At 73.1% G+C, this 25,947-nt stretch carries 22 protein-coding genes; 6 read left to right on the forward strand and 16 right to left on the reverse strand.

Annotation, left to right across the window (positions count from 1 at the left end; all coding sequences use genetic code 11):
- The first annotated feature begins 2 nt into the window (after positions 1-2).
- Positions 3-1,601 carry an AMP-binding protein gene (locus ACIRPX_RS13475; RefSeq protein ID WP_404192723.1) on the forward strand — a complete coding sequence of 533 codons (1,599 nt, stop codon included), beginning with the start codon at positions 3-5 and terminating at the stop codon, positions 1,599-1,601.
- Positions 1,602-1,699: 98 nt separating this feature from the next.
- Positions 1,700-2,272 carry a MarR family winged helix-turn-helix transcriptional regulator gene (locus ACIRPX_RS13480; RefSeq protein WP_404192726.1) on the forward strand — a complete coding sequence of 191 codons (573 nt, stop codon included), beginning with the start codon at positions 1,700-1,702 and terminating at the stop codon, positions 2,270-2,272.
- A gap of 12 nt (positions 2,273-2,284) precedes the next feature.
- Here the strand turns inward: ACIRPX_RS13480 and ACIRPX_RS13485 are convergent, their stop codons facing one another.
- On the reverse strand, positions 2,285-3,004 hold the full coding sequence (locus tag ACIRPX_RS13485) for a gamma-glutamyl-gamma-aminobutyrate hydrolase family protein (protein ID WP_404192729.1): 720 nt from the start codon (positions 3,002-3,004) through the stop codon (positions 2,285-2,287).
- Entirely contained in the window at positions 3,001-4,491 is a 1,491-nt protein-coding gene (locus ACIRPX_RS13490) for an aldehyde dehydrogenase (RefSeq protein WP_404192732.1), read from the reverse strand. Before ACIRPX_RS13490 ends, ACIRPX_RS13485 begins: the two co-directional genes overlap by 4 nt.
- A gap of 141 nt (positions 4,492-4,632) precedes the next feature.
- Here ACIRPX_RS13490 and ACIRPX_RS13495 point away from each other — a divergent pair, with 141 nt between their 5' ends.
- Positions 4,633-5,343 carry a type 1 glutamine amidotransferase gene (locus tag ACIRPX_RS13495; RefSeq protein ID WP_404192734.1) on the forward strand — a complete coding sequence of 237 codons (711 nt, stop codon included), beginning with the start codon at positions 4,633-4,635 and terminating at the stop codon, positions 5,341-5,343.
- Between the two features lie 60 nt (positions 5,344-5,403).
- Here the strand turns inward: ACIRPX_RS13495 and ACIRPX_RS13500 are convergent, their stop codons facing one another.
- The 8 genes from ACIRPX_RS13500 to ACIRPX_RS13535 all read right to left on the reverse strand — a co-directional run bounded on the left by ACIRPX_RS13500 (position 5,404) and on the right by ACIRPX_RS13535 (position 13,245).
- Positions 5,404-6,882, reverse strand: coding sequence for an APC family permease (locus tag ACIRPX_RS13500; protein ID WP_404192737.1), 1,479 nt, complete (start codon positions 6,880-6,882; stop codon positions 5,404-5,406).
- A gap of 166 nt (positions 6,883-7,048) precedes the next feature.
- Positions 7,049-7,654 carry a TetR/AcrR family transcriptional regulator gene (locus ACIRPX_RS13505; RefSeq protein ID WP_404192740.1) on the reverse strand — a complete coding sequence of 202 codons (606 nt, stop codon included), beginning with the start codon at positions 7,652-7,654 and terminating at the stop codon, positions 7,049-7,051.
- Positions 7,655-7,734: 80 nt separating this feature from the next.
- The gene (locus ACIRPX_RS13510; RefSeq protein WP_404192743.1) at positions 7,735-8,580 is read right to left on the reverse strand and encodes a fumarylacetoacetate hydrolase family protein; all 846 of its coding nucleotides are present in this window, start codon (positions 8,578-8,580) and stop codon (positions 7,735-7,737) included.
- A gap of 11 nt (positions 8,581-8,591) precedes the next feature.
- Positions 8,592-9,524 carry a 3,4-dihydroxyphenylacetate 2,3-dioxygenase gene (locus ACIRPX_RS13515; protein ID WP_404192746.1) on the reverse strand — a complete coding sequence of 311 codons (933 nt, stop codon included), beginning with the start codon at positions 9,522-9,524 and terminating at the stop codon, positions 8,592-8,594.
- Positions 9,517-10,980, reverse strand: coding sequence for an aldehyde dehydrogenase (locus ACIRPX_RS13520; protein ID WP_404192748.1), 1,464 nt, complete (start codon positions 10,978-10,980; stop codon positions 9,517-9,519). The genes ACIRPX_RS13515 and ACIRPX_RS13520 overlap by 8 nt, the downstream gene beginning before the upstream one ends.
- A gap of 34 nt (positions 10,981-11,014) precedes the next feature.
- The gene (locus ACIRPX_RS13525; RefSeq protein ID WP_404192751.1) at positions 11,015-11,821 is read right to left on the reverse strand and encodes an acetoacetate decarboxylase family protein; all 807 of its coding nucleotides are present in this window, start codon (positions 11,819-11,821) and stop codon (positions 11,015-11,017) included.
- Between the two features lie 13 nt (positions 11,822-11,834).
- On the reverse strand, positions 11,835-13,055 hold the full coding sequence (locus tag ACIRPX_RS13530) for an NAD(P)/FAD-dependent oxidoreductase (protein ID WP_404192754.1): 1,221 nt from the start codon (positions 13,053-13,055) through the stop codon (positions 11,835-11,837).
- A gap of 1 nt (position 13,056) precedes the next feature.
- On the reverse strand, positions 13,057-13,245 hold the full coding sequence (locus tag ACIRPX_RS13535) for a ferredoxin (protein WP_404192756.1): 189 nt from the start codon (positions 13,243-13,245) through the stop codon (positions 13,057-13,059).
- Between the two features lie 319 nt (positions 13,246-13,564).
- On the opposite strand from ACIRPX_RS13535, the gene ACIRPX_RS13540 reads away from it, so the two are divergent.
- Positions 13,565-14,920 carry a glutamine synthetase family protein gene (locus ACIRPX_RS13540; protein ID WP_404192759.1) on the forward strand — a complete coding sequence of 452 codons (1,356 nt, stop codon included), beginning with the start codon at positions 13,565-13,567 and terminating at the stop codon, positions 14,918-14,920.
- 52 nt (positions 14,921-14,972) lie between these two features.
- Positions 14,973-16,289: a cytochrome P450 gene (locus ACIRPX_RS13545; protein ID WP_404192762.1), complete on the forward strand. Its 1,317-nt coding sequence runs from the start codon at positions 14,973-14,975 to the stop codon at positions 16,287-16,289.
- Positions 16,290-16,441: 152 nt separating this feature from the next.
- Here ACIRPX_RS13545 and ACIRPX_RS13550 read toward each other — a convergent pair whose 3' ends face one another.
- The 3 genes from ACIRPX_RS13550 to ACIRPX_RS13560 form a co-directional block, all read right to left on the reverse strand.
- Positions 16,442-17,113, reverse strand: coding sequence for a peptidoglycan-binding protein (locus tag ACIRPX_RS13550; protein ID WP_404192765.1), 672 nt, complete (start codon positions 17,111-17,113; stop codon positions 16,442-16,444).
- 75 nt (positions 17,114-17,188) lie between these two features.
- On the reverse strand, positions 17,189-17,755 hold the full coding sequence (locus tag ACIRPX_RS13555) for a hypothetical protein (RefSeq protein ID WP_404192767.1): 567 nt from the start codon (positions 17,753-17,755) through the stop codon (positions 17,189-17,191).
- Positions 17,756-18,488: 733 nt separating this feature from the next.
- Complete coding sequence (locus ACIRPX_RS13560) at positions 18,489-19,673, reverse strand: peptidoglycan-binding protein (RefSeq protein WP_404192770.1); 1,185 nt, start codon at positions 19,671-19,673, stop codon at positions 18,489-18,491.
- A 237-nt stretch (positions 19,674-19,910) separates the two neighbouring features.
- Between ACIRPX_RS13560 and ACIRPX_RS13565 the strand changes: the two genes are divergently transcribed.
- A complete protein-coding gene (locus ACIRPX_RS13565; RefSeq protein WP_404192773.1) occupies positions 19,911-23,204 on the forward strand; it encodes an AfsR/SARP family transcriptional regulator in 3,294 nt (1,097 codons plus the stop codon).
- An 11-nt stretch (positions 23,205-23,215) separates the two neighbouring features.
- On the opposite strand, the gene ACIRPX_RS13570 is transcribed toward ACIRPX_RS13565, so the two are convergent.
- The 3 genes from ACIRPX_RS13570 to ACIRPX_RS13580 all read right to left on the reverse strand — a co-directional run bounded on the left by ACIRPX_RS13570 (position 23,216) and on the right by ACIRPX_RS13580 (position 25,237).
- Positions 23,216-23,761, reverse strand: coding sequence for a sigma-70 family RNA polymerase sigma factor (locus ACIRPX_RS13570; protein ID WP_404192775.1), 546 nt, complete (start codon positions 23,759-23,761; stop codon positions 23,216-23,218).
- A 196-nt stretch (positions 23,762-23,957) separates the two neighbouring features.
- Entirely contained in the window at positions 23,958-25,058 is a 1,101-nt protein-coding gene (locus tag ACIRPX_RS13575) for a hypothetical protein (protein ID WP_404192777.1), read from the reverse strand.
- A gap of 14 nt (positions 25,059-25,072) precedes the next feature.
- A complete protein-coding gene (locus tag ACIRPX_RS13580) occupies positions 25,073-25,237 on the reverse strand; it encodes a hypothetical protein (RefSeq protein ID WP_404192780.1) in 165 nt (54 codons plus the stop codon).
- Positions 25,238-25,947: the final 710 nt, after the last annotated feature.

A 25,947-nucleotide genomic window follows, 5' to 3' on the forward strand; every position in this document is an offset into this window, starting at 1 on the left:
CGATGGCGTACTGGCCGGGCGAGCCCGGTGGCGAGGAGCTGCGGGACGAGACCGTCGGATCGCTGCTGCGCGGCGCCGCCGGGCGCGCGCCGGACACGATCGCCCTGGTCGAGGGGGTGGCGGATCCCGCCGAGCGGCGCCGGTGGACGTACACGGCACTGCTCGACGAGGCGGAGCGCGCGGCCCGGGCCCTGCTCGGCCGCTTCTCGCCGGGAGAGCGGGTCGCGGTGTGGGCGAACAACATCCCGGAGTGGGTGATCCTCGAACTCGCCGCCGCGCTCGCGGACATCACCCTCGTGACGGTGAACCCGGCGCTGCGCGCGGCGGAGTTGCGGCACGTGCTCGGCCATTCCCGGGCGGCCGGTGTCTTCCTGCTGCGCGAGTACCGCGGCAACCCCATGGCGCGGACCCTCGCGGACGTCCGCGCCGACCTGCCCGGCCTGCGCACGAGCGTGCTGTTCGAGGACTGGGCGGAGTTCTGCGCCGAGGGCTCCGGCGACCGCGGGCTTCCCACGGCCGGTGCGCTGTCACCGGCCCAGATCCAGTACACCTCGGGCACGACCGGCCTGCCCAAGGGCGTGGTCCTGCACCACCGCGGCATCACCAACAACGCGCGCCTGGCCTACGTGCGCACCTTCGGGCTGCGGCCGGGCGAGGCCCAGCTCAACCCGATGCCGCTGTTCCACACGGCGGGCTGCGTGCTGGCCACGCTCGCCGCGATCAGCAGCCTCGGCACCCAGGTCCTGCCGCCGCACTTCGACCCGGGCCTGATGCTCGAACTCACCGCGTCCGAGCGCTGCGTGGTGATGGGCGGGGTGCCGACGATGCTCCTCGCGATGCTCGAACACCCCGCGCTCCCCCGCACCGACCTCTCCTGTCTGCGCTACGTGCTCTCCGGCGGCGCCTCCGTGCCGCCGGAACTGGTCCGCCGGGTCGAGGACGCCTTCGGTGTGCCGATGTGCATCATCTACGCGCAGACCGAGGCGTCCCCGGGCATCACCGTCACCCGGCTCGACGACACCCCCGAGGACCGCGCCCGCACGGTCGGCAGGCCGCTGCCGCTGACCGAGGTGAAGATCGTGGACGCGGCGGGCGCGGTCGTCCCGCCGGGGGTCACCGGCGAGCTGTGCACCCGCGGGTACCACGTCATGACCGGCTACCTCGACGCGCCGGCCGAGACCGCCGCCGCCGTCGACTCCGACGGCTGGCTGCACACCGGCGACCTCGCCTCGATGGACCCGCGCGGCTACTGCCGTATCGACGGCCGCCTGAAGGACATGATCATCCGGGGCGGCGAGAACATCTACCCGCGCGAGATCGAGCAGGTCCTCGCCGAGCATCCGGCCGTCGCCGAGGTCGCCGTCGTGGGCGTGCCCGACCCGGTCTGGGGCGAACGCGTCGCCGCCTTCGTCCGCCTGGCCCCCGGCCGCACCGTGGCCGACAAGGAGCTCTTCGACCACGTCCGCGCCCACCTCGCCCCGCACAAGACACCGCGTTCCTGGATCTTCGTCGAAGCCTTCCCGCTGACCGGCTCGGGCAAGATCCGCAAGAACGTGCTGCGGGAGGAGTACGTGGCGGGGCGGCTTCAGGAGAGCTACTGAGCACGGGCGCCGCCCGGGGCCGCTCCGGCCTGCCGTCGTCGCGGAATCCCGTGGTTCCGTACAATTTGGAGCCGAACGACACCCCGAGGAGTGTGCCCGTGCCCGGCCAACGATCCATCACGCAAGCCGAGAAGCTGGCGGAGGCCAAGCTCGGCGGTTTCCCCATCCGCCGCGAGCAGATGGCTGTCGTCGCGAACATCTACCGCGCCGCCTCCGCGGTCCGCCAGCACCTGGAGAACTCCGTGCTGCGGGGTGCCGACCTGACCTGGACGGCGTTCGTCGTGCTGTGGGTGGTCTGGGTGTGGGGCGAGTCGGAGACCCGGCACGTGGCGGAGGAGGCGGGCATCTCCAAGGGCACGCTGACCGGGGTCGCGCGGACGCTGGAGAAGCGCGGGCTGGTGCGGCGGGCCGGTCACCCCAGCGACGGCAGGCTGGTGCTGCTCAGCCTCACCGACGAGGGCGAGGAGCTGATGCGGCGGCTCTTCCCGGCGTTCAACGAGGAGGAGGCGTTCGTCGCCTCGCGGCTCAGCGACGAGGAGTGCCGCGGCGTCGCGCAGGGGCTGCGCCAGGTGGTGCTCCAGGTCGAGGAGGAGGGCGAGGAGCGCCGGCTCGCCCTCCTCGACGGGGCGCCGCCCGCGCCGCGCCGCAGCGGACGGCGGGCGCAGGGCTGAGCCGGGGGCGGGTCAGCGGCGGTCGCCGGCGGCCCGTACGAGCGCGTCGAAGAGGCCCTGCTGGGCGGGGTCCTCGTGGGCGGTGTCCTCCGGGTGCCACTGGACGGCCGTGAACCACCCGGTGGCGCCCGGCAGTTCGAGCCCCTCCACGGTGCCGTCGGCGGCGCGTGCGGTGACCGCGAGTCCGGCGCCGGTGCGCTCGATCCGCTGGTGGTGGTAGCAGGACGCCTCCACCTTCTCCTCCCCCGTGGCCCGCGCCGTCAGGGAGCCGTGCCGGACGGCCACCGGGTGCACGAGGTGCCGGTGCTCGCGCTCCGGGCCGCCCATGTCCTGCTCCAGGGTGCCGCCGAGGGCGACGTTGACGACCTGGAGGCCGCGGCAGACCGCCAGCAGGGGCAGGCCCAGGCGCAGTGCCTGCCGGGCGAGTTCGAGGTCGAAGCCGTCCTGGACGTCGTCGACGTCGTAGACGCTGTCGTGGGTGTGGGTGGCGCCGTAGCGGTACGGGGCGAGGTCGCCGCCGCCGGGCAGCAGCACGCCGTCGAAGCGGGCGAGCCGGCCGGCCGCGTCGCCGGGGGCGGGGTGGATGCTCGCCGGTTCCCCGCCGGCCCGCCAGACGGCCTCGATCAGGGCGCGGGCGTTGACCTCGGCGGCGTGGCGCAGCGCGGAGGTGGTGGCGGCGAAGCGGGCGGGGACCGCGATCAGAGGGCGCGCGGGTGGGCTCGTACGGCTCACAGCTGGATCCAGGTGGTCTTCAGTTCGGTGTACTTCTCGAGGGCGTGGGCCGACTTGTCGCGGCCGTTGCCGGACTGCTTCATGCCGCCGAAGGGGACGGTCAGGTCGCCCTCCTCGTAGCAGTTGACCCAGACCGTGCCGGCCCGCAGGGCGCGGGAGACCTGGTGGGCGGTGGACAGGTCGGAGGTCCACAGGCCGGCGGCGAGGCCGTACTCGGTGGCGCTGGCCAGCCGTACCGCCTCCTCCAGGTCGTCGAAGGCGAGGACGGACAGGACGGGGCCGAAGATCTCCTCGCGGGCCAGCCGCATGCCCGGGTCCACCCGGTCGAAGACGGTGGGCTGCAGGAAGCTGCCGCCGGAGCCGGTGTCCGCGCGCCCGCCGCCCGCGCGGAGCCGGGCGCCCTCCTCGATGCCGGTGCCGATGTGACCGAGGACGCGGGCCAGATGACCCTCGCCGACCAGGGCGCCCATCTCGGTCGCCGGGTCGAGCGGGTCGCCGACCCTCAGCTCCCCGGCCCGCGCCACGATCGCCTCGGTGACGCGGTCGGCGACCGACGAGTGCACCAGCAGCCGGGACGGGGCCGTGCACATCTCGCCCTGGTTGAAGAAGATGCCCCAGGCGGCGGTCGCGGCCGCCTGCTCCAGGTCCGGGGCGTCCGGGAGGATGATGTTGGGCGACTTGCCGCCGAGTTCGAGCCAGACCCGCTTGAGGTTGGAGTCGGCGGCGTAGCGCAGGAAGTGCCGGCCCACCGCGGTGGAGCCGGTGAAGGCCAGGACGTCCACGCCGGGGTGCAGGCCGAGGGCCCGCCCGGCCACCGGGCCGTCGCCGTTCACCACGTTGAGCACGCCCGGCGGCAGCCCGGCCTCGGTGGCGATCCGGCCGAGCAGCAGGGCGGACAGCGGGGACTGCTCCGAGGGCTTCAGTACGACGGTGCAGCCCGCGGCGAGGGCCGGGGCCAGCTTCCAGCCGGCCAGCGTCAGGGGGAAGTTCCACGGGACGACCGCGCCGACCACGCCCGCGGGCTCCCGGGTGACCAGGGCGAGGGCGTCCGGGGCGGTGTGCGGCGACTCGTCGGTCAGCTTGTCGGCGAGCTGGCCGTACCAGCGGAAGGTGTTGATCACGGCCCGCAGTTCGACGGCGTACGCGTCCGTGATGGGTTTGCCCATCTCCAGGCTGACCGTGAGGGCGAGTTCGGCGCGCCGCTCTTCGAGCAGGTCGGCGACGCGCAGCAGGAGGCGGCCGCGGTCGGCGGGGGCGAGGCGGGGCCAGGGCCCGGAGTCGAAGGCGCGGCGGGCGGCGGCGACGGCCGCGTCGACCTCCGCTTCGCCCCCGTCGGCGACCTGGGTCAGCATCTGGCCGTCGCGGGGCGAGACGACGGCGAAGGCCGCCCCCGGGCCGCCCTCCTCGGCGCCGTCGATGTGGTGCGCGCCGGCCGGCTCCAGTGCCTTGGCTCGGCGCAGCCACTCCTCGTGGGTGATGTCCAGCATGCGGGACCTCCGGACGTCGTTGATCTGGCTTCGATCTGGCTTCCTGTTTATTTGACTCCAAACGATATGCTGCGGTGGACCGCCGTCACAAGAGTTCACGGACGCCCGCGGCGGTCCGTGGACCCGGGAAGGAGCCCGCCCGTGCGCGCACTCGTCATCCAGCACGACCATGTGACCGATCCCGGTCCGCTCGGAGCCCGGCTCGCGGAACGCGGCTACGGCCTCACCGTCGTGACGGTCGTCCCCGAGGACCGCCACCACAGGCCGGACGTGGCCTTCGACTTCCCCGCGGCCGGCGACTGGGACCTGATCGTGTCGCTCGGCGCGCCCTGGTCGGTGTACGACGAGGCGGCGGTCGGCCCCTGGATGCCCGGCGAGCTGGCCCTGCTGCGCAGGGCCCACCGCCTCGGCATCCCGGTGCTCGGCGTGTGCTTCGGCGCCCAGGCGCTGGCCACCGCGCTCGGCGGTTCGGTCGAGGCGTCACCGAGCGCGGAGATCGGCTGGGTCGGGATCGACACCGACGACCCCTCGTTGATCGGCCCCGGTCCCTGGTTCCAGTGGCACCACGACCGCTGCGTACTGCCGCCCGGCGCGGCGGAGCTGGCCCGCAACGCGGTGTGCCCCCAGGCGTTCCGGGCCGGGCGCAGCCTCGGGGTGCAGTTCCACCCGGAGATCACCGCCGCGACGGTGGAGCGGTACCTCGGCAACGGCGGCACCGGGCAGTGCCGGGAGCACGGGGTGGACCCGGGCGAGCTGCTCGCCCGGACCCGGGAGCTGGAGACGGTGGCCCGGGGCAACGCCCACCGGCTGGTGGACGCGTTCCTGGAGCGGGTGGCGGGGGTCCGGGAGTGACGGTCCGGTCCGGGGGATGCGCCGAGCGGCCCACCCCCCGGACCGTCGCTGCCGTGACCCCTAGGCCGCCTCGGCGGCGGGGGCCGGCTGCGCCGCCGGCCTGGTGCGGGTCACGCGGTCGGCGGCCACCCCCAGGGCCAGGACCGCCGGGACGGCCAGCCCCAGCCAGGTCGCCGTGGCCGGGTCGCCGCCGATCAGGGTGCTGAAGTTGGCGAGGATCAGCCAGATCGCGCCGGCGATGCCGAGGGCGCCCAGGACGGGGGCGACGAGGGTGTTCCAGGGACGGGTGTCCAGGCGTTCACGGCGGAAGAAGACGACCACCGAGACGGACGTCAGGAAGTACAGCAGCATGATCGCCAGCACGGCCACGCCGCTGAACCACGAGAAGAGGGTCAGCACCGGGTCCTTGCCCAGCAGGGCGAAGGGCATGACCAGCAGGACGGCGACCGTGGTCTGCACGACACCCGCCGACCACGGGGAGTGGCGCTTGTTGAGCCTGCACAGCCCGCCGGGCAGCAGCCCGTCGCGGCCGAGGGAGAACAGGTAGCGGTTGGCGGAGTTGTGGAAGGCGAGGATGCCGGCGAAGAGGGAGGTCGCGAGGAGGACCGGCAGGACGTCGCCCGCCCAGCCGCCGAACAGCGCGGTGATCGGCGCGAAGACCCAGCCCGAGGCGTCGCCGCCGGACAGTGCCTTGCCGGCGTCCGCGGTGGCGTGGGAGGCGCCGTGGGCGGAGACCAGCATCCACGAGGTGAAGGCGAAGAAGAGGCTGATGGCGACGACGGAGAGATACGTGGCCCGGGGCACCGTCCTGCGGGGCTCGCGCGCCTCCTCGCCGTAGATGGCGGTCGCCTCGAAGCCGAACATCGACGCCACGGCGAACATCAGCGCCACACCGGGAGCGCCCTGGAGCGCCGCGCCGGGCGAGAAGCTGCCGGAGAAGTCCAGGCCCTGCGGGCCGCCGCCCTTGACGAAGGTGACCAGGGCGAAGACGAACAGGATGCTGAACTCGGCCAGCACGAACACGGCCAGCACCTTGGCGCCCATCTCGATCCCGGCCGCGCCGAGGACCTGCACGACCGCCATCGTGACGAGGACGAAGACCCACCACGCGATGTGCACGTGCGCGTACTGCAGGACCAGGCCGCTGACGATGGTGCCGTAGAGCCCGTACATCGCGGCCTGGATCGCGCAGTAGGCGAAGAGCGCGACACCGGCGCTGCCGGAGCCGACGGGGCGGCCGAGGCCCTTGCCGATGTACGTGTAGAACGCGCCGGCGTCCACGACATGGCGCCCCATGGCGACGAAGCCGACGGAGAACAGCAGGACGACGAGTCCGGCCACGACGTACGCGGAGGGCACTCCGGCGCCGTTGCCGATGGCGACGGCGATGGGCACGGCCCCGGCGATTCCGGTCAGCGGAGCCTGCGCGGACAGGACGAAGAAGAGGATGCCCAGCACCCCGAGGGAGTTGGGTTTGAGCCGGCCTGCCGTGGAGTCGGCCTGGGTCGTCTGACTCCTCGGGACGGTCTGACTGTCCACACGGATCACCTGCCTGGGAGGAAGGGGGATTGTTTAGAGCCAAACGAGTTGCCCCATAGTGGGCCGGAACTATCCGGATGACAAGGGGGGCAGGCGATGATTTTTCCGCTTCGGACCATGCGACGGCCCCGGACACGGACGGTCCGGGGCCGTGCGCGAACGCGGGTCAGTCGCCGTCGGCGTCGAGCCTGCGCAGCAGGGAGCGCAGCTCGTCCAGGGCCGCGACGGTGACCTCGGGCTCGCCGAGGACGAGCTGGTGCAGGACGAGGCCGTCGAGCGCGGCGAAGACCAGCCGGGTCAGCCCCTTGTCGGCGCCGGCCGGCAGCATGCGGCCCAGCTCCCGCTGCGTGGCGTCGAAGTACTCGTCGTACAGCTCGCGCAGCGGCGGCAGCAGTTCGGGCCTGCGGCGCGACTCCAGCAGCAGCTCGTACTGGAACGCCTGGAGGTCCGGGTCCGCCGTGACCATCTCGGGCACTCCGGCCGCGAAGTCCGCGACCTTGCCGGTGCCCGGTTCGAGCGCGCTGGTGCTCAGCGAGGTGCGGATCGTGTGCTCCAGGGTCGCCTCGATCAGCGCGTCCCGGGAGCCGAAGTGGTGGACGACCAGGCCGTGGGTGACCCCGGCCTCCTCCGCGACCGCCCGGTAGGTGAGCCTGCGCAGGCCGCCGCGCGCCACCACCCGCACCGCCGCCTTCAGCAGGGCCTCGCGGCCCTCACCGTAGTGCAGGCGCCTGCGTGGCTTCCGGCTCTCGGGTGCGTCGGCGGACTCGGTCATGCGAGCGACCCTACCCGCGCGGACCCGCGCACCGTGCGGTCCGGTCGCCGGGCCGGTGCGCGGCCGTCCCGCGGGCGCCGTCACCGCCGGGGTGGGCGGATGCCGCGGAACTCCCAGTCGCCGCCGAGCGCGGTGGACAGCACCTCCTCGGACTCGGTGGGCTGCGCGCCGACGTCCGTGCGGACGGCGGTGGGGCCGGTGACGATGTGGTTGGTCAGCCTGCCCAGGCCCTCGACCTCGACCTCGACGACGTCGCCGGGCCGCACGGGGCGGGAGTTGGCCGGGGTGCCGGACAGCAGTACGTCGCCGGGGTACAGGGTGATGGTGCGGGCGATGTCGGCGACCAGGTAGTGCATGTCCCACTGCATCTCGTCGGTCGAACCGTCCTGCGCCACCTCGCCGTTGACGTACGTCCGCAGGCTCTTGCCGTGGAAGTCCCAGTCGGTGACCAGGCCCGGGCCGAGCGGGCAGAGGGTGTCGGAGCCCTTCACCCGGAGCATGGAGCCGGCGTCGGTGTCACGGAAGTCGTGCAGGCCGTAGTCGTTGGCGACCGTGTAGCCGGCGATGTGGCCGCCCGCCTCGGCCGGGGAGATGTTGCGCGCGGTCCTCCCGATCACGATGGCGACCTCGCCCTCGTAGTTGAGCCACTTGCAGCCCTCGGGGCGGACGACGGCGCCCCGGTGGGAGTTGAGGGCCGAGGTCGGCTTGTGGAAGTAGGTCGGGGTGTCCGGCAGCCGGATCTGGAACTCGTCCACGCGGCTGCGGTGGTTGAGGTGGACGGCGATCACCTTCGAGGGCACGACGGGCGGCAGGTGGCGCGCCTCGTCCGCCTTGACGCGGCGGCCGTCCCCGGCGACGAGTTCGTCCCCGTCGACGGTGACCTGGACGGCGGCGCCGTCGAGCAGGATGCGGCGGTATTCGGGCATGGTCGTGGCTCCTAGCGGCTGTGGGGGGTGCGCGGGGCGGTGGGCGCGGGCAGTCCGGCGCCCCTCCAGCCGTCGGCCGGACGGTCGAACCACAGGTGGACCTGGCCGGTGCCGACGGAGTTCTCGTACTCGCCGTACTGCCGGGCCCGTGCGGTGCAGGCCTGCTCGCCGAGGGCGCCGGCCATCATCAGGTAGTGGAAGAACTTCGCCTCGGGCCTGAACCTCCAGAACTCGTCCATGGTGTCGAGGACCTTGTCGTGGCGGCCCTCCTTGAACCAGGCGATGCGCTCGTAGTCCGCTTCGCGGGCCTCCGGCGTGCGGATGTGCACCGGGTCGCCGGACTCGTGGTCGCGCAGCTCACGCAGCGGCCAGAAGGTGTGCGAGAGGGCACCGGAGGCGATGAGCAGGACGCGGCGGCCGGAAGTGGCGGCGATGCCGTCGGCGAGCGCCCGCCCGAGCCGCAGATGGTCCTCCATGTCGCCGGTCTGGCAGACGCCGATGGTCACCCACCGCTTGCCGGGCAGGCCCTCGCCGAGGAACTTCCACAGGTTGATGGTGGCGTAGTAGATCGGCAGGTACTCGTCCTCGATCGCGGTGATCCAGGTGCCGTGCCGGTCGGCGAACGAGGCGATGTTGTGGGCGAGTTCGGGATCGCCCGGGAAGTCGTACGGCATCCGGCACATGCCGCGCGGCAGCTCCTCGGAGGTGAACAGACCGGCCCGGCGCGGCTGTGCGGTGACGACGAACTCGACGGTGGTCGCCCAGTGGGAGTCCAGGACCACGACGGTGTCGTAGTCGTCCCGCTCGAAGACCTCCTCGCGCAGCTGCCGGAGGCCGGTGACGAGGGTGATCTCCTTGCCCTCGTTCAGCTCCAGCCGTTCGGCCTTTGGCAGCACGATGGTGGGGACGTGGGCGAGCAGGCCCGCCCCGACGATCTCACCCATGGTCCTTGAATCCCTTCGGGGCGGTGACGGTGTTCTTCAGGTCGCAGTAGAAGTCGAAGCTCCAGGTGCCGCCCTCGCGCCCGACGCCGGAGTGGCGGGAGCCGCCGAAGGGCGCCTGGAGGTCGCGGACGAAGAAGCAGTTGACCCAGACGGTGCCCGCGACCAGCCGGGCGGCGACGCGGGCGGCGCGCTCGGGGTCGCCGGTGGCGAGGGTGGCGGCCAGGCCGAAGCGGGTGTCGTCGGCCAGGCGTACGGCCTCTTCCTCGGAGCGGAAGGTCTGCAGGGTCAGGACGGGGCCGAAGACCTCCTCCTGGACGATCTCGCTGCCCTGGGCCACGTCGGTGAGCAGGGTCGGCGCGTAGTACTGGCCGTCCCCGGGGTGCCCGCCGATCACCGCGCGGGCACCGGCCGCGAGCGCCCGCCGCACGAATCCGTCGATCTTCTCCAGCTGGCGGGGATGGATGGTGGGGCCGACGTCGGTGGCCTCGTCGCGGGGGTCGCCCTGCACGAGGCCGGACGCCTTGGCCACGAAGCGCCGCGTGAACTCCTCGGCGGCCGGCTCCTCGACCAGGATGCGGGTGGCGGCCAGGCAGACCTGCCCGGCGTTGTCGTACTGCTCGACCGCGAGGTCGACGGCGAGGTCCAGGTCGGCGTCGGCGAAGACCAGCAGCGGGGACTTGCCGCCGAGTTCGAGGCTGAGCGGGGTGAGGTTCGCCGCCGCCGCCGCGCTGATCCGGCGGGCCGTCGGCACCGAGCCCGTGAAGCTGATGCGGCGCACGTCCGGGTGCGAGGTGAGGGCGTCGCCGATCTCGGAGCCGTAGCCCTGGACGACGTTGAGCACACCGGCGGGCAGTCCGGCCTCGGCGGCGATGTCCGCGAGCAGCGAGGCGGTCAGCGGGGACCACTCGGCGGGCTTGAGCACCACGGTGTTGCCGACCGCGAGGGCCGGGGCGACCTTCCAGGTCGACAGCATCAGCGGGGCGTTCCACGGTGTGATCAGCACGCTGGGTCCGGCCGGGTCCCAGCTGACGTGGTTGGTGTGCCCGCGCGTCTCGAAGTCCGCGTGCTCCAGGGTGAGCAGCCAGTCCGCGAAGAAGCGGAAGTTGTGTGCGACGCGCGGCATGACGCCGCGGCGGTGGGAGCGCAGCAGGGCGCCGTTGTCGGTGGTCTCGACGATGGCGAGTTCTTCGATCCGCTTCTCGACGCCGTCGGCGACGGCGTGCAGGATGCGGGCGCGTTCGGCGCGGGAGGTGGCCGCCCAGGCCGGGAAGGCGGCCTTCGCGGCGGCGACGGCCGCCTCGGCCTCGGCGGCGGTGCCGCGGGCGATCTCGCCGATCGTGCTGCCGTCGATCGGCGAGACGTCGGTGAAGGTGCCGGCGGAGGCGACGCGCTCGCCGCCGATCCAGTGCCGGGTGTCGACGGCGACCCCGGCCACCGTGAGGGTGTGCTCGGTCATGTCCGGTCTCCAGGTCCTTTGCTGTGTACGGGGGTCACTCGGCGCCGGAGGTGCCGGACTCCAGCAGGCGGCCGCCGTCCCACACCACCCCGACCTGCCGGTAGTAGGCGGCGATCGGCTCGCGGATCTCCAGCCGGGCCAGCTCCTCCGTCGGTGCCTCGAACAGCTCCAGTTCGGCGTCGCCGATCCATGGCCGGCCGCCTTCGAAGGAGGCCGCGCCGGACTCGACCAGCTCGTCCAGCGCCAGGCCCTTGCCCTTCTCGATCGAGGGCAGCCAGCGGTGGTGGGCCATGGGGTGGCCGTTGACGAAGCCGTTGGTCTCGGACGGCTCGCGCAGGGTCACCACGGCCTGGGCGAGGCGGCGGTCGGCGGCGGCGAGGGTCGCGCCGAAGCGGGCGCCGGCCTCGATCCGCGGAGCGGGCCCGTAGGGATGCGGGCGCGTCTGGTGGATGGAGCCGAGCTTCTTCGGATAGCCCTGGTGCAGCCCGCGCGCGATCGCGAAGTCCTTGTCGACCCAGATGTACACGCAGCGGGTGTAGGTCTGGCCGCGGTACGTGCAGCGGACGACCGCGAAGGCCTCCTTGTACTGGGCGAGCACCGGGTCCAGCAGCTCCTCGCCGGAGGCGGAGCAGGACTGCCAGTCGGCCCAGATCAGCGCGACCGCGCCGGGGTCCTCGTCCGCGAGCTCCAGCGGTTCGGGCAGCAGTTCGCGCACCCGGGCGGGGTCGGTGCGGTACTCGATCGTGAGCAGGTCGCCCGAGTAGCGCCACGGCGGGGACGGGATCAGCGACGAGGCGCCCGTCGCCGTCTTGGGAGGGAAAAAACCACGGACAGCGGACATGACGTTGAGTTCCTTACACGGTGAGGGACGCGGTGAGGGCGGGCTGCTTCAGGAGCTGGGCGCGGTGGCGGGCGGCCCCCATGGCGGCTGCCTGGCCGCCGAGCGCGACGACGCCGACGAGCCGGCCGTCGGCGTGGTGGCCGACGAGGACGTCCCCGTCGGGGTCGCCGTCCAGGACGCGCACGTCGTCCTTGCCGAGGACCGGTGCCCCGAAGGACTGGATCCGGAAGTCGTGCTGGTCGCTCCAGAAGGTGGGCAGCGGCGCGAAGGGCGCCAACTTCCTGTCCTCACCGGCGAGATGGGCGGCGAGCACCTTCGCGGCGTGCTTGGCCGTGTCCGTGGGGATGGACCAGTGCTCGACGCGGCGGGGCACGCCGTCGTAGCGGGCGTTGGGGAAGCGGGCGACGTCGCCGACCGCGACGACCTCGGGCCGGCCGCCGACGCGCAGCTGCCCGCAGGTGAGCACGCCGTCGGTGAGGTCGAGCCCGTTGCCCTGGAGCCATTCGACGTTGGCGACGGAGCCGACGGACTCCACGACCACGTCGGCGGGCAGCACCCTGCCGTCGCCCAGGACGACGCCGTCGACGCGGTCCGCGCCCGTGAACCCCGTGACCGTGGCGCCCAGTTCGAAGCGCACTCCGCGCTCCTGGTGCCGTTCGAGCAGGGCCCGGCCGAGGAGTTCGCCGAGCGGTCCGGCCATGGGCAGCGGCAGCGGGTCGACGACGGTGACCTCGCGGACGCCCAGTCCCACGGCGGTGGCCGCGACCTCGCAGCCGATGAATCCGGCGCCGACCACGACCACGCGGGCGCCGGGGCGGGTCAGCTCGTCGCGCAGGCCCTGGGCGTCGGCGAGGGTGCGGACGGTGTGCCGGCCGGTGAGCGGGCCGGGGCAGCGCAGGCGCCGCGGCCGCATGCCGGTGGCGACGACCAGTCCGTCGTAGGAGAGCCGCGTGCCGTCGTCGAGGAGCACCGTCCGCTCGTCGAGGCGGGCCTCGACGGCCTTGGTGCCCAGCCGCCACTCCACGTCGGCGGCGGCCGCCTTCGGGGTGAGGGCCAGCGACGCGAAGGGGGCCTTGCCGGCCAGCACCTCCTTGGACAGCGGGGGCCGGTTGTAGGGCATGTGGGGCTCGTCGCCGACGACCGTGATCGCCCCGCTCCAGCCGGCGGCGCGCAGCTGCTCGGCGGCGCGCAGACCGCCCATCGAGGCGCCGGCGACGACGATACGGGCGCCCATGTCAGGCCTCGATCCGGATGGCCTGGAGCGGGCACACGTCCGCGGCCTCCTCGACCTCGTCGCGCAGCGCGTCGTCCGGGTCGGACACGTACGCGAGGTGGCCGCTCCCGTCCATGGAGAAGACGTCGGGGGCCGCGAAGACGCACTGGCCGTGGTCCTGGCACTTGTTCATGTCGACGACGACCTTCATGGCGGTCCTCCTGAGGGTGAGGGCGTCGGGGCGGTGGCGGGGAGAGAAAAGAGGGGCCCGGCCCGGGTGGACCGGGCCCCTCGGCCACAGGGGACGGATTCCGGGGAACCCGCCGCCCTGACTCGTTTGGCTTCAAACAACATAGGAACGTCCGGAGCCCTGGTCAATAGCTGTCCGGATGGATAAATTTTTCGCCCCACCCCCTTGCGGGGCGCCGACTCCCTTCATACCGTTCGGGTTCAAACGAATAACTCCGTGACATGCCCGCAGGTCCGGAGTACGCCTGGGAGTCCCCCACCCTTCCGCCAAGGAGACACCGGTGAGCGCATCCGACACTCCAGACATCCGCCGGCACATGGAACGGCTCGCAGCCGAGGGCGTCGACGTCGTCCGGGTGGTCTACCCCGACCTGATCGGCACCGACCGCGCCCGTGACGTGCTGCTGGACCATCTGCCGTCGGCCTGCGACCACGGCCTGGCCTTCTGCCGCGCCGTCTACCACACCAGTCCGCAGGGCGACGTGGCCGCGGTCGCGGGCGGCCTGGACGCCGGCCTGCCGGACGTGACCGTACGCCCCGACCTGTCCACGCTGACGGTCCTGCCCTGGGAGCCCGGCGTCGCCACCTGCCTCGGCGAGGTCACCGACCCGGCGACCGGCGCCCCGGCCCCCGAGTCACCCCGCGACCTGCTGCGCACCGTCCTGGCCCACGCCGCCGAGCAGGGGCTGCGCCCCGTCGTCGGCCCCGAGCTGGAGTACTTCCTGCTGGAGCCCGCCCCCGGCACCCCCACCGGCTGGCGCCGCTCGCCGGAGACCACCGGCTCCGTCTACACCGCCGGCCTGCGCGCCGACCCCGGCAACCACCTGCTGCGCACCCTGCGGCACCTGCGCGACCTGGGGCTCGGGGTCAGCACCGGCAACCACGAGTTCGACGGCGGCCAGTACGAGATCAACCTGACCCACTCCGCCGCCCTCGACGCCGCCGACCGCGCCTTCCGCTTCAAGGCGGCCGTGAAGGAACTGGCGCGCCAGGAGGGCAACCTGGCCACCTTCATGGCCAAGCCCTTCGGCGACGCGGGCGGCTCCGGCTTCCACCTCCACCTGTCCTGCGACGGCGAGGAGGGCCGCAACGCCTTCGACGATCCGGCGGGCCCCTACGGCCTGTCCGCCACCGCCCGGCACGCCGTCGCCGGCATCGTCGCGCACGCCCCCGCCCTCGCGGCGCTGGCCAACCCGACCGTGAACTCCTACAAGCGCTTCGGCCCCGACACCCTCGCGCCCTGGCTGATCGACTGGGGGCTCGACAACCGCAGCGCCATGGTCCGCATCCCGCCGGAGCGGGGCCGCGGGGCCCGGCTCGAACTGCGGCTGGGCGACGCCAGCGCCAACCCGTACCTGCTGATCGCGGGCACCGTCGCGGCCGCGCTGCTGGGCGTGCGGGCGGGTGAGGAGCCGCCGTCCCCGCTGGAGGGCTACGGCTACGACACCACCCGTGCCGCCCTGCTCCCGCAGACGCTGTCCGCCGCGCTCGACGCCCTGGAGGCGGACACCGCCCTGACCGAGGTGCTGGGCAAGGCGTTCACCAGCTCCTTCCTCACCTACAAGCGCGACGAACTCGCACGCTTCGGCCGGCACGTCACGGACTGGGAGTTCACCGAGTACGCGTACCACCTGTGATCCCGCCGCGTCCGCGGTCCCGCCGACGCCCTCGTTCAGGAGACTCACCGCCATGACCAGCCCGACCGTTCCCGCCGTCCCCACCACCCGCGCCGAGCTGCGCGCCGCCCTCGCCGAACCGCTGCCGATCGGGCAGGTGGACCTCGCGAACCTCGACAACTTCGCCGACGGCATCACCCCCTGGCGGATGTTCCACACGCTGCGCCACGAGGACCCGGTGCACTGGCAGCCCGAGGAGGCGCCCAACTCCGGCTTCTGGGCGGTCACCCGGCACGCCGACATCGCCACCGTCGACCGTGACCCGGAGACCTTCACCTCGACGAGGTTCGTCAACCTCGAGGAGGTCGACGAGGACCAGATCAAGAAGCGCGCCTCCATCCTGGAGATGGACGGCGTACGCCACCGCGCGCTGCGCAGCGTGATCCAGCGGCAGTTCGGCGCGAGCGTGATCAACAGCTACGGCGACTTCCTGCGCGGCCTGACCGCGAAGACACTGGACGCGGCGCTGGCGAAGGGGGCCTTCGACTTCGTGGCCGACGTCTCCGCGGACTTCCCCATCAACGTCCTGGCCCGGCTGCTGGACGTCCCGCCGGAGGACAACCAGCAGCTCATCGACTGGGGCAACCGCATCATCGGCAACACCGACCCCGACTACGCGGACGTGCTGCTGCACAGCGAGGAGAGCGAGAAGTACCGCGACCTGCCCTTCCGCTCCCCCGCGTCGATCGAGGTCTTCGAGTACGGCCGCGAGCTGGCGCGGCAGCGGCGCGGCGGCGAGGGCACGGACCTGGTCTCGAAGCTGGTCAACACCATGCCGCGCGACGGCATCCCGCTGTCCGCACAGGACTTCGACAACTACTTCCTGCTCCTGGTGGTGGCCGGCAACGAGACCACCCGCCACACCATCACCCACTCCATGCTGGCCCTGCTCCAGCACCCCGAGCAGCTGGCCCGCCTCAAGGACGACCCGTCCCTGATCCCCGCCGCGGTCGAGGAGTTCCTGCGCTGGGCCTCCCCCGTCTACCACTTCCGCCGCACCGCGACCCGCGACGTCGACCTCGGCGGCAAGCAGGTCCGGGAGGGCGACAAGGTCGTCATGTGGTACGCCTCCGGCAACCGCGACGAGCAGGTCTTCGGCAACCCCTACGACTTCGACGTCAGCCGCGAGAACAACGACCACGTCACCTTCGGCAAGGGCAGCCCGCACCTGTGTCTGGGCAACCTGCTGGCCCGCACCGAGATCCGCATCATGTTCGAGGAGCTCATCCCGCGCATCGCCGCCATCCGCCTGGCCGGCGACGTCCCCCGCGTCCGCTCCAACTTCGTCAACGGCATCAAGAAGCTGCCGGTGGAGGTGACGCTCGCCTGACGGAGGGCGCGCCTGTCCGCGCGGGAACGGCAGCCGGCATCACGCGGACGCGAGCGCCGCCCGCCGGGGGGTCGGCGGGCGGCGCGGGGCCGCGGTCATGGCCCTTTGGGGAGGGGGAGCCCGGTGCGGACGAGGCCGCGGCCGGCTGGGGGTCAGGCGTTGCCGCAGGTCCAGGGCTGCCAGCCGCGGGCCTGGTAGAGCCGGTAGGCGGCGGCGATGTTCTGGGGGGCGTCCAGGGCACGGGAGGTGGTGCCGAGGTAGGACTGCAGTGTGCCGCCGTTGTTGAACTGGAACACGCCGAAGTCCCGCGAGCCGTTGTTGTTGCGGCCGACGGCTATCTCGTTGAGGCCGGACTCGCAGCGGGCGACCCGGATCGCCTTGTCCTCCAGGTTGTCGGGGAACGTCCCGCGGATCATCGTCTCGATCTGGGCGGCGGACCGGGTGTTGAGGTTCACCGATCCCGGGCTGTCGAGCCGGCCCCGGGTGGCCGGACCCACGATGCCGTCCACGGCCAGGTCGGCGCGGCCCTGGAACGCCTCGACGGCGTTGCGGGTGGCCGGGCCGAAGGCGCCGTCCACCGTGAGGTGCGCGCCGAGCTGGTCGAGCCGGGACTGCAGCGCGGACACGCACGATCCGCTCGCGCCCTGGCTGAGCGTGGTCGAGCACAACGCCGACGTCGCCGCGGAGGCGGGCGGGGCGCTCAGCGCCGTGAAGCCCGCCGCGGCCAGCAGGGAGACGGCGGCCGTGCTCAGGGCCGCGCGGCGCAGGATTCTTCGTGGACGGGTGACGGCACGGTGGCCGGGAGTGCTGCGGTTGGCGAACATGCGGAATTTCCTTGGTCGTCGGAGTGGGGGGTGATGTGGTGGTGCGTCGGTTCCGTCGTCGCGAGGCGCGGGCGGTCAGCAGCCGCAGGAGTAGAAGAGGACGTCCCAGTGATTGCTCTCGCGGGCGTAGATGTTTCCGGAGGCGGCCCGGTACTGCGGGGCGTTGTCGCCTGCCCGCCGTCCGATGTAGGTGAAGGCGCCGGTGATGTAGTTGCTCAGGCACGTGGTCGGGTTGAAGTCGAGCTTGTAGCCGTTCCAGTGGCTGTACGTTCCCGAGGCGTGCCCCGTCTCGGTGCCCCCGGTGACGGTGAGCGAGCAGCGGCTGGCGTTCTTGAGCGTGATGGCGCCCCGCACCGTCGCGAGGTTGATCTGCTCGAAGGACGTGCAGTGGGCGTTGTTGCGGTTGGTGCAGTTGCCGCTGGACGTCCATCCGACCCCCGCGCTCCGCAGGCGGTTCGCGGCGTCCGCCTGGCTCAGCTTGGTCACGGCGGCCGCGGAGGCCGCGGAGGCCGCGGAGGCCGCGGAGGCTGCGGGTTCGGCCGAGGCGCCGGAGGTGGCCCAGGCCGTGCCGCCGGTGACGGTGAGGGCGACGGTGAGCACCGTGCCGCCCAGGGCGGCGCCGAGCTTGGTCTTCGTTTTCAAGTGCGCTGTCTCCTTTGTTGGTTGATGTTCGGATCAGGCGACGAGGACGCCCCGGGTACGGGCGTCCACGGCGCCGTCGGCCGGCCAGGACGTGCCGGCCGGGAAGGAGGCCACCGCCGCGGCAGGCGGGCAGGGAGGTGGTCGCTGGGACAGTCGGTGTCTGTGCGCCACCCCCTGCGCCCGCCCCGGCCTGCGGGCGTACCAGATCCACGGGCACCGGGACTTCGACTGCCGGGGCTCGCCGTGTGACGCACGATCACCTTGTGCGGGGCGCCGAGCCCACCGTGACCGGCCGGGTGGGCGGCCGGGCGCCCCGGTCGTCACAGCCCGCGATCGGCGGCCGGGCCGCGGCTTGCGCGGGTACGGCGTACCGCACGGCCGCAGCTGAGACCCCCGTACCCAGCACGACCGCACCGCGCAGGAGCACCGCCCGTCTGCCGGGGCGGTCGTGCGGCAACTCGCCAGAACGATGTGAACTGCCCACCGCTGTAAGCCCTTTCGTCCCGTCCGGCCGCCGGAGGAAGGCGGCGGACAGGACGATCGCAGTCCCCGGCGGTGTGGCCAACGATCCGCGGGACATCGGGACGGCGGGCTGTCTCACCCCCTCCTGCCTGCGCGGACGCGACGGCCTGGGACGGCGGGTGGGACGCGGAGGAGGCACGCGGACGGCGGGTGGGACGCGGAGGGGGCACGCGGAGGGGGCGCGGAGGCGGGACGCGGACGACGGCTCACGTCACGTCGGCTCACCAGCCTTCGACGGCGCCGGCTTCGATGTCGTCGGCTTCGACGTACCCGGCGTGGGCGTACCCGGCGTCGGCGTGCCCGCCTTCGCGGCCCCCGCCTCGTAGGCCTTGTCGCACGAGGGCCAGGCGCGGAAGTCGTGGGTACGGGCCCACAGGCGGTGGGCGGCCTGGATGTTCCACTCGGGGTCGAGAGCCTTGCGGGGCGTGCCGCCCAGCTCGCGCAAGGTGCCGTCGTAGAGCTGGAACACCCCCCAGTTCCGCGTGCCGTTGGTGTTGCCCAGGCTGTACAGGGGGTCCAGGTTCGAGGCGCACTTGGCGATGCCGCTGGCACGATCCGCGTCCTCGGTGAAGACCTCGCGGACCCGCCGGTCGACGCGTGCCGGCGACCACGGATGCGCCTTGACACGGCCGGAGTAGAGGGCGCGCTTGGTGCTGTCGTCGACCGAGCCGTCGGGCTCCAGGCCGGCGAGAAGCTGGAAGACGACGACGCGCATCTGGGTGATGGGGCCGAAAGCGCCGTCGACGTCGAGGTCCAGTCCGGCCTGTTTGAGCCGGAGTTGGAGTTCGCGGACGCAGGCGTCCTGGTGCCCCATGGCCACGAACCGGCACTTGGCGCTCAGGAGGGGGCGGTTCGCCGCGTCGTCGGCACCCGCCCGCCGCCCGCCGGTGAGGAGGACGGCGGCCACCACCGTCGCGCCGACGACGAGCAGGGCGCCGACGAGAACCGGCCACCGGCGCAGTTTCCGCAGCCGGGGACGGCGCGGCACGCGAGCCTGCGCGGGGCCGGTACCGGGCTGCCGGGCCGGCGGCTCCGTCGCCACGGTGCCGGGCACGGCCGGAGCCGTGGCCCGCAGCGGTTCCCCGGCCGCGAGCGCACCCTGGGCCGCTTCGGCCCGGGGCGCCCCGCGTCTTCGGCCGTCGTCGACAAGCACCCACAGCCGGTGCAGCTCCAGGAGTTCGTGCGGGTCGGCCCCGCAGGCCTTGCCGAACCGGGCGATGGGGTCGAAGTCGGTGGGCACGCCCGCGCCCGAGCAGTAGCGGTGCAGGGCGGAACCGCTCACCCCCGACCGGCGTGCCAGTGCCTCGTAACTGCTGTCCGCCCGGCTCTTCAGTCTCTGCAGCAGATCGGTGAACTCCCGCGCGTAGGGGGACCCGACCGCCCGTAACTCGGTCACGCACGTACCTCCACTGATCGGTGCCCTACCACAGCGGAGTCCACGTTGCCCCAACCGGCATGATGCGTCCACCAGTTCGAGGGGTTACACCGGCTAGGTCACATGGGTCGCACGGGCACCACGGGGTGGACCCGCGGAGGATACGGGCACGATGCGGGACGGGATGCCCGCGCGCACCTGTCCTGGAATAGCTGTTCGACCTGACGGTCCGGGACTCCGGCGGCTACTGTCCTGCGCGTGAACGCAAGTGCAAAGGCGTGGTTCCGGTTCTCCCTGCTGGGGCCGCTGCGCGCCTGGCGGCAGGAGACGGAACTGGCGCTCGGACCGCCCCAGCAGCGCGCCGTCCTCGCGCTGCTACTGCTGCGCCGCGGTCAGGCGGTCGGCGTCGGGGAACTCGTGGACGCGATCTGGGGCGCCGATCCGCCGGCCGCGGCGGTCTCCGTACTGCGGACCTATGTCTCCCGGCTGCGCAGACTCCTCGAGCCCGACCGCCCCGCGGACGCGTCACCGCGTCTGGTGGTCTCCCTCGGCGACGGCTACGCCCTCTGCTCCGACGCCGTCCTCAGCGACCTCGACCGGTTCGAGGACCTCGTGGCCGGAGCGGGTGTCCGGCGTACCGAGGGCGATGACCTGGCCGCCGTACAACTGCTCGGTCGCGCGCTGGAGTTGTGGCAGGGCACGCCGCTCGCCGGGCTGCCCGGCCCGCGCGCCGAGGCCGAGCGGAGACATCTGGCGGAACGGCGGCTGGCCGCCCTGGAGACGCGGCTGCGCATCGAGCTCGACCTCGGGCGGCACGCGCAGGTGCTGCCCGAACTGACCGCCCTGTGCGAGGAGCACCCGTTGCGCGAGGCGCTGTGCGAGCTCCTTCTGGTCGCGCTGTCCCGCAGCGGGCGCCGGGCCGAGGCCCTCGACGTGTACGCCCGCACACGCCGCACCCTCGTCGAGGAACTCGGCATCGAACCCGGCCCGTCGCTGCGCGCCCTGCACGCGGGACTTGTCGCGGGCGATCCCGCGCCGGCGGAGCGTCCGCGGCAGCGGGCGTCGGACGCCGGTGGCTCCTCCGGCGGGACGACGGAAGCCGGTGGGACGACGGAAGCCGACGGCCGGGCGGAAGCCGGTGGGACGAAGGAAGCCGACGGCCGGGCGGAAGCCGGTGGGACGAAGGAAGCCGACGGCCGGGCGGAAGCCGGTGGGACGACGGAAGCCGACGGCCGGGCGGAAGCCGGTGGGACGAAGGAAGCCGACGGCCGGGCGGAAGCCGGTGGGACGAAGGAAGCCGGCGGCCGGGCGGAAGCCGGTGGGACGAAGGAAGCCGACGGCCGGGCGGACACGTCCCGCCACGTGGGCGGAGACACCGAGGCCGGGGGCGCGCCCGGCCGTGGAGCCGGTGGCGGACGAGGGGGTGGGTCCGACGGCGGAACCGGACGCGAAGGCGACGCCGGTTCCGCCCCGGACGCCGGCCCCGCGGGCGAGGCCGGCGCACACGCCCACCCCGCCGGTGCCGTACGGCCGTCCCAACTGCCCGCCGACCTGGTGACATTCACCGGCCGCCGGGTCCAACTGGAGGGGGCCGCAGCGCTGCTGCCCGACCGGGGACATCCCCAGGCCACCGTGATCGGCCTGATCAGCGGAATGGCCGGAGCGGGCAAGACGACCCTCGCCGTGCACTGGGCCCACCGGATCGCCCACCGCTTCCCCGACGGCAGCCTCTACGTCAACCTCCGCGGCTACGACCCGTCCGGTTCCCGGATGGATCCCGGCGAGGCGATCGAGACGTTCCTCGTGGCGCTCGGAGTCGCCCCGCAGGCGGTCCCCGAGGGGCTCGACGCGCAAGCCGCCCTGTACCGCGGTGTCCTGGCCGGCCGGCGCGTGCTCATCGTGCTCGACAACGCCGGCGACACCGAGCAGGTGGGTCCGCTGCTGCCCGCCACTCCCGGCTGCCTCGTCATCGTCACCAGCCGCAGCCGGCTCAGCGGCCTGGTCGCCCGGCACGGCGCCCACCCGCTCACACTGGGCCCGCTGTCCGCCGAGGAGTCGCTCGAGTTGCTCTCCCGGCGGCTGGGCGACGCACGCGTCGACGCCGAGCCGGAGAACGCCCGGGCCATCGTCGGCCTGTGCGCCCGGCTGCCGCTGGCCCTGTCGATCGTGGCGGCACGCGCCGCCCTGCACCCCGGGTTCCGGCTCGCCGACATCGCCGCGGAGCTGCGCCAGGACCACGGCAGTCTGGACGCCTTCACCGGGGACGACGTCGGCACCGACGCCCGTGCCGTCTTCTCCTGGTCGTACCACGCCCTGTCGCCCGAGGCGGCCGGTCTCTTCCGCCTTCTCGCGCTGCATCCCGGCCCCGACATCACCACGGCGGCGGCCGCCGCACTGGCCGGCGTGGCCCCGCGCCGGGTGCGCGCCCCGCTGACCGAGCTGACCGGTGCGAGCCTGCTCATCGAACGCGCCCCCGGCCGGTTCGTCTTCCACGACCTGCTGCGCGCCTACGCCGCGGAGCTCGCGGAGGCCGAGGACAGCGAGCCGGAGTGCAGGGCGGCGCTGCTCAGGATGCACGATCACTTCCTGTTCACCACACACCACGCCTCCATGGTCCTGGACCCCTCCCGCGAGGTCATCCCGCTGCCGACGGGCACAACGGATGCCGCGCCGCTGCGGTTCAACGACCGCGCACAGGCGACCGCCTGGCTGCGCACGGAGCGGTACGTCCTGCGCGAGATCGTCGGCCACGCCGCCGCCCACGGCTTCGCCGACCACGCCTGGCGCACCGCCGCCGCCCTGGACGTGTACTTCAACCGGCTCGGCTACTGGCACGACCTGCTCGAGATCAACAGTGCGGCGCTGCGCTCGGCGCGGGCCCTCGGCTCCGTGACCGGTCAGGCGTACTCCCTGTGCGGGCTGGGGGTCGCGCACTCCCAGCTCGACCACGCGGCACAGGCACAGCGCCACCTCGAGGACGGGCTGGCGCTGTTCCGCTCGGCGGACCACGCGAGCGGCCAGGCCCGCGCCCATCGCGGGCTCGCCTACCTGTGCAACCGGACGGACCGCCGCGCGGCCGCGCTCGACCACTACGACCAGGCCGTCGAGCTGTACCGGTCCGAGGGCGACCTCAGCGGCGAGGCCGGTGTGCTCAACCAGGTCGCGTGGACGCACATCCTGATCGGCGAGCACGACAAGGCCCTCGACCGCTGCAAGGAGGCCGTCGTGCTCTACCAGGAGCTGGGCGACCCCTACGGCGAGGCCTCGACGCAGGACACCCTCGGCTACGCCCTGCACCACCTCGCCCAGCACCCGCAGGCCATCGAGCACTTCGAGCGGTCGGCGCGGCTGTTCAACGGCATCGGCGACCGCTATCTCGAATCCGACGTCCTGCGCCACCTGGCCGAGTCCCATCTCGCCACCGGCGGCCGGGACGCCGCCCGCACGGCCCTGGCGGCGGCACTGGCACGGCTCGAGGAGATCGGCCATGCCGAGGCGGACGTGGTGCGGCGCGAACTGCGCGCACTGGAGCCGGGCCGGCCGCCCGGCTGACGCCGGGGCGCTCACCGTACGCCGTTGTCCTCCAGCGCCGACTTCAGGCTGCGCAGAGCGTAGTACACCCGGGACTTCACCGTGCCCTGCGGGACGCCCAGGGCCTCGGCCGCCTGCTGAGTGGTGCGGTCCGCGAAGATCGTCGCGCGCAGCGCCTCGCGGTGGGCCGGGGTCAGGGACCGCAGGGCGTCCTGCACGACCATCGACGACAGCATCCGCTCGATGTCGTCCACCTCGGCGCACATGTCGCTCAGCCAGGAGTTGCCGCCGATCTCCACCGGCCGGGCCATGCGCGTCCGGTGTGCGTCGATGACCAGGTTGCGGGCGACGCGGAACATCCAGGGACGTACCGCCATCCCCTCGTCGTCGGCGAGGGCCTGCTTGTTCCAGCAGCGCAGCAGCGTCTCCTGGAGGATGTCCTCCGTGCGGTGCGTGTCCCCGCCCAGCATGCGCAGCACGTACGAGTAGAGCGCCGGGCCGTGTTCCAGGTAGAGATCCCGCAGCGCCCGTTCCTCGGGGGAGACGGCACTCGCCGATCCGATGACCGTCACGTTCATGGTGTGCTCCTGCTCCTCGGTAGGGCCCGCCGCCCGGGTCCGTGGACCGGACCGAGGGGCGGAGGCCTCCTGGAGCTCGGAGTGTTGCGACCCGTGATGCATGTCGGTTTGACGAGCGGTCCACGGGTCGATCGACGATCGGTACACACGGCGATGACGGCGATATACGCGCAGGCCGTGCGGTGCGCGGAAAGTGTCAGACGAGCGCCTCCAGGGCGTCCACGCGGTTGCGGATCCGTCCGGCGAGCTCGGCGTGGGCCGGGGGCAGCAGCCCGCGGTCGTCCAACCGGTCCCACATGTGCAGCAGTTCACGCCCGTGCGCCACGGCCACGCGGTCGTCGTCGACCCACTGCCAGGCGGCCGCCGCCCGCGCCACCTCCTCGGGCGCCCGCAGGTCCCCGGCGCGGCACCGGATCCGGGCCACGGCCAGGGCGAGCACGATGGCCTCGCGGTGGTCGCCGCACAGGTGCGCGATGTAGGCCTCCACGGCCCGCGCCTCCACCGCGTACGGGTCCTCGGCCCCCATCTCGCCGGTCAGGCTCTCGCGCAGCTCGGTCGCGAGGGCGTACGCCTCGTCGAGTTCGCCGCCGACGGCGAGAGCGTGGATACGGCTGATCCGTCCGGCCAGCTCGGCGGGGAGGGTCACGGCGGACACGTGCGGGGGTACCCGGGCCGGCGCGTCGGCGGTGGCCCGGGCGGCGGCCGCGGCACGGGCCACGGCGGTGGCAACGGCAGAGGCGACGGCCGTGGCGGAACCGGTGACGGTCGGGGCGAAACCGGTGGTGACCGAGGCGGAACCGGTGGTGACCGAGGCGGAACCGGTGACGGTCGCGGAGCCGGTGACGGCCGGGCCGGGACCGACGGCAACCGTGGCGGAGTCGACGGGGACCGGGCCGGGACCGGCGGCGACCGGACCGGCGCCGAAGGCGGCCTCGGGTCCGGTCGCCGCCGGCTCGAGCCCCGGCTCGGGCTCCGGTTCCAGCTCGGGACCAGACTCAAGTCCGAGCCCTGGCTCAAGTCCGAGCCCAGGCTCAAGTCCGGGCCCCGGCTCCGGCTCTTCCGCCTCGGTGGGGGTCAGCAGGCGGCTGGAGCCGTCCGGTGACACCTCCAGGACGAAGTGGCCGCTGTCGGGGCGGTCGGTCACCGTCGCCTCGACGACCTCGGAGCGCGCGACGGCGTACCGCTGCAACTGGTCGAGTACGGCCTCGTGCACGGACTGGCCCGGCGCGGCGACGAGGGGTTCCCCGTCGATCGCGGCGAGCCCCTCGTCGGAGATGTACACCTCGAACCGGGCCATGGCTGCTGTCCTCCTCATGAGGTGGGCGTGGGGGTCAGGGAGTCGGTGGAAATGGCGGTGGGGAGGGAGGTCTGGACGCCCGTGGGCGTGGGAGTGCCCGACGGGATGGCGCCGACCCCCACGTACTCGGCGTACCGGGCGCGTATGACCGCGACATGCTCTCCCGTACCCGCACTCATGGGTGCCCTCCTTCTCCCCTCGTCTTGAACCGCCGTGCCCGGACAGCCCGTTGTGCTGTCCGACGGGCTCGGAAGATCGAAACGGGTCCCAGAACAAATAAGTTCAAACCGGTGGAAAACAAATGAGCCGGCACAGCGGACGTACGAGGCTGGACCGGGAATGTGCTGATGTTCTCAGCGGCCCCTCGGGGCAGGGCTGGTCGGCCGGGTATGGATGTGGGAAGCGGGCCTCGGGGCCGGGGTGGCTTTGGACGTGCTGTCGCTTCTGCTCCTCAGGGACTCCTGCTCGTGGAGGACCTGATGCCCCTTGTCGCTGATGAGCGATTGCGCCACGGGCGAGTCGGGCTCACCGCGCCAGATCCCTTCCACGCGTTCGGCCTCTTGGAACGGGTCACTCGCCGACGCCGGAGTCGGCGTCTCGGACGGGGCCGTGACCCGGGCGACGGTCGCGTCCCTCACCGCGTTGAAGGCGACCGCGTCACTCATCGGGTCCTGAGCCGGACCCCGGGAGCCGACGGTGCCCCACTCCCGCGTCACCCGCGCCGCCTCTTCGAACGGATCAGGCGCCGACAGCGGAGCCGGCGGCTCGGTATCGGCGGCAAGCCTCGCGACGGCCGCGTCCCTCACCGCGTTGAAGGCGACCGCGTCACTCATCGGGTCCTGAGCCGGACCCCGGGAGCCGACGGTGCCCCACTCCCGCGTCACCCGCG

This window comes from Streptomyces sp. NPDC101225 (assembly GCF_044767585.1).
Taxonomy (GTDB): Bacteria; Actinomycetota; Actinomycetes; order Streptomycetales; family Streptomycetaceae; genus Streptomyces.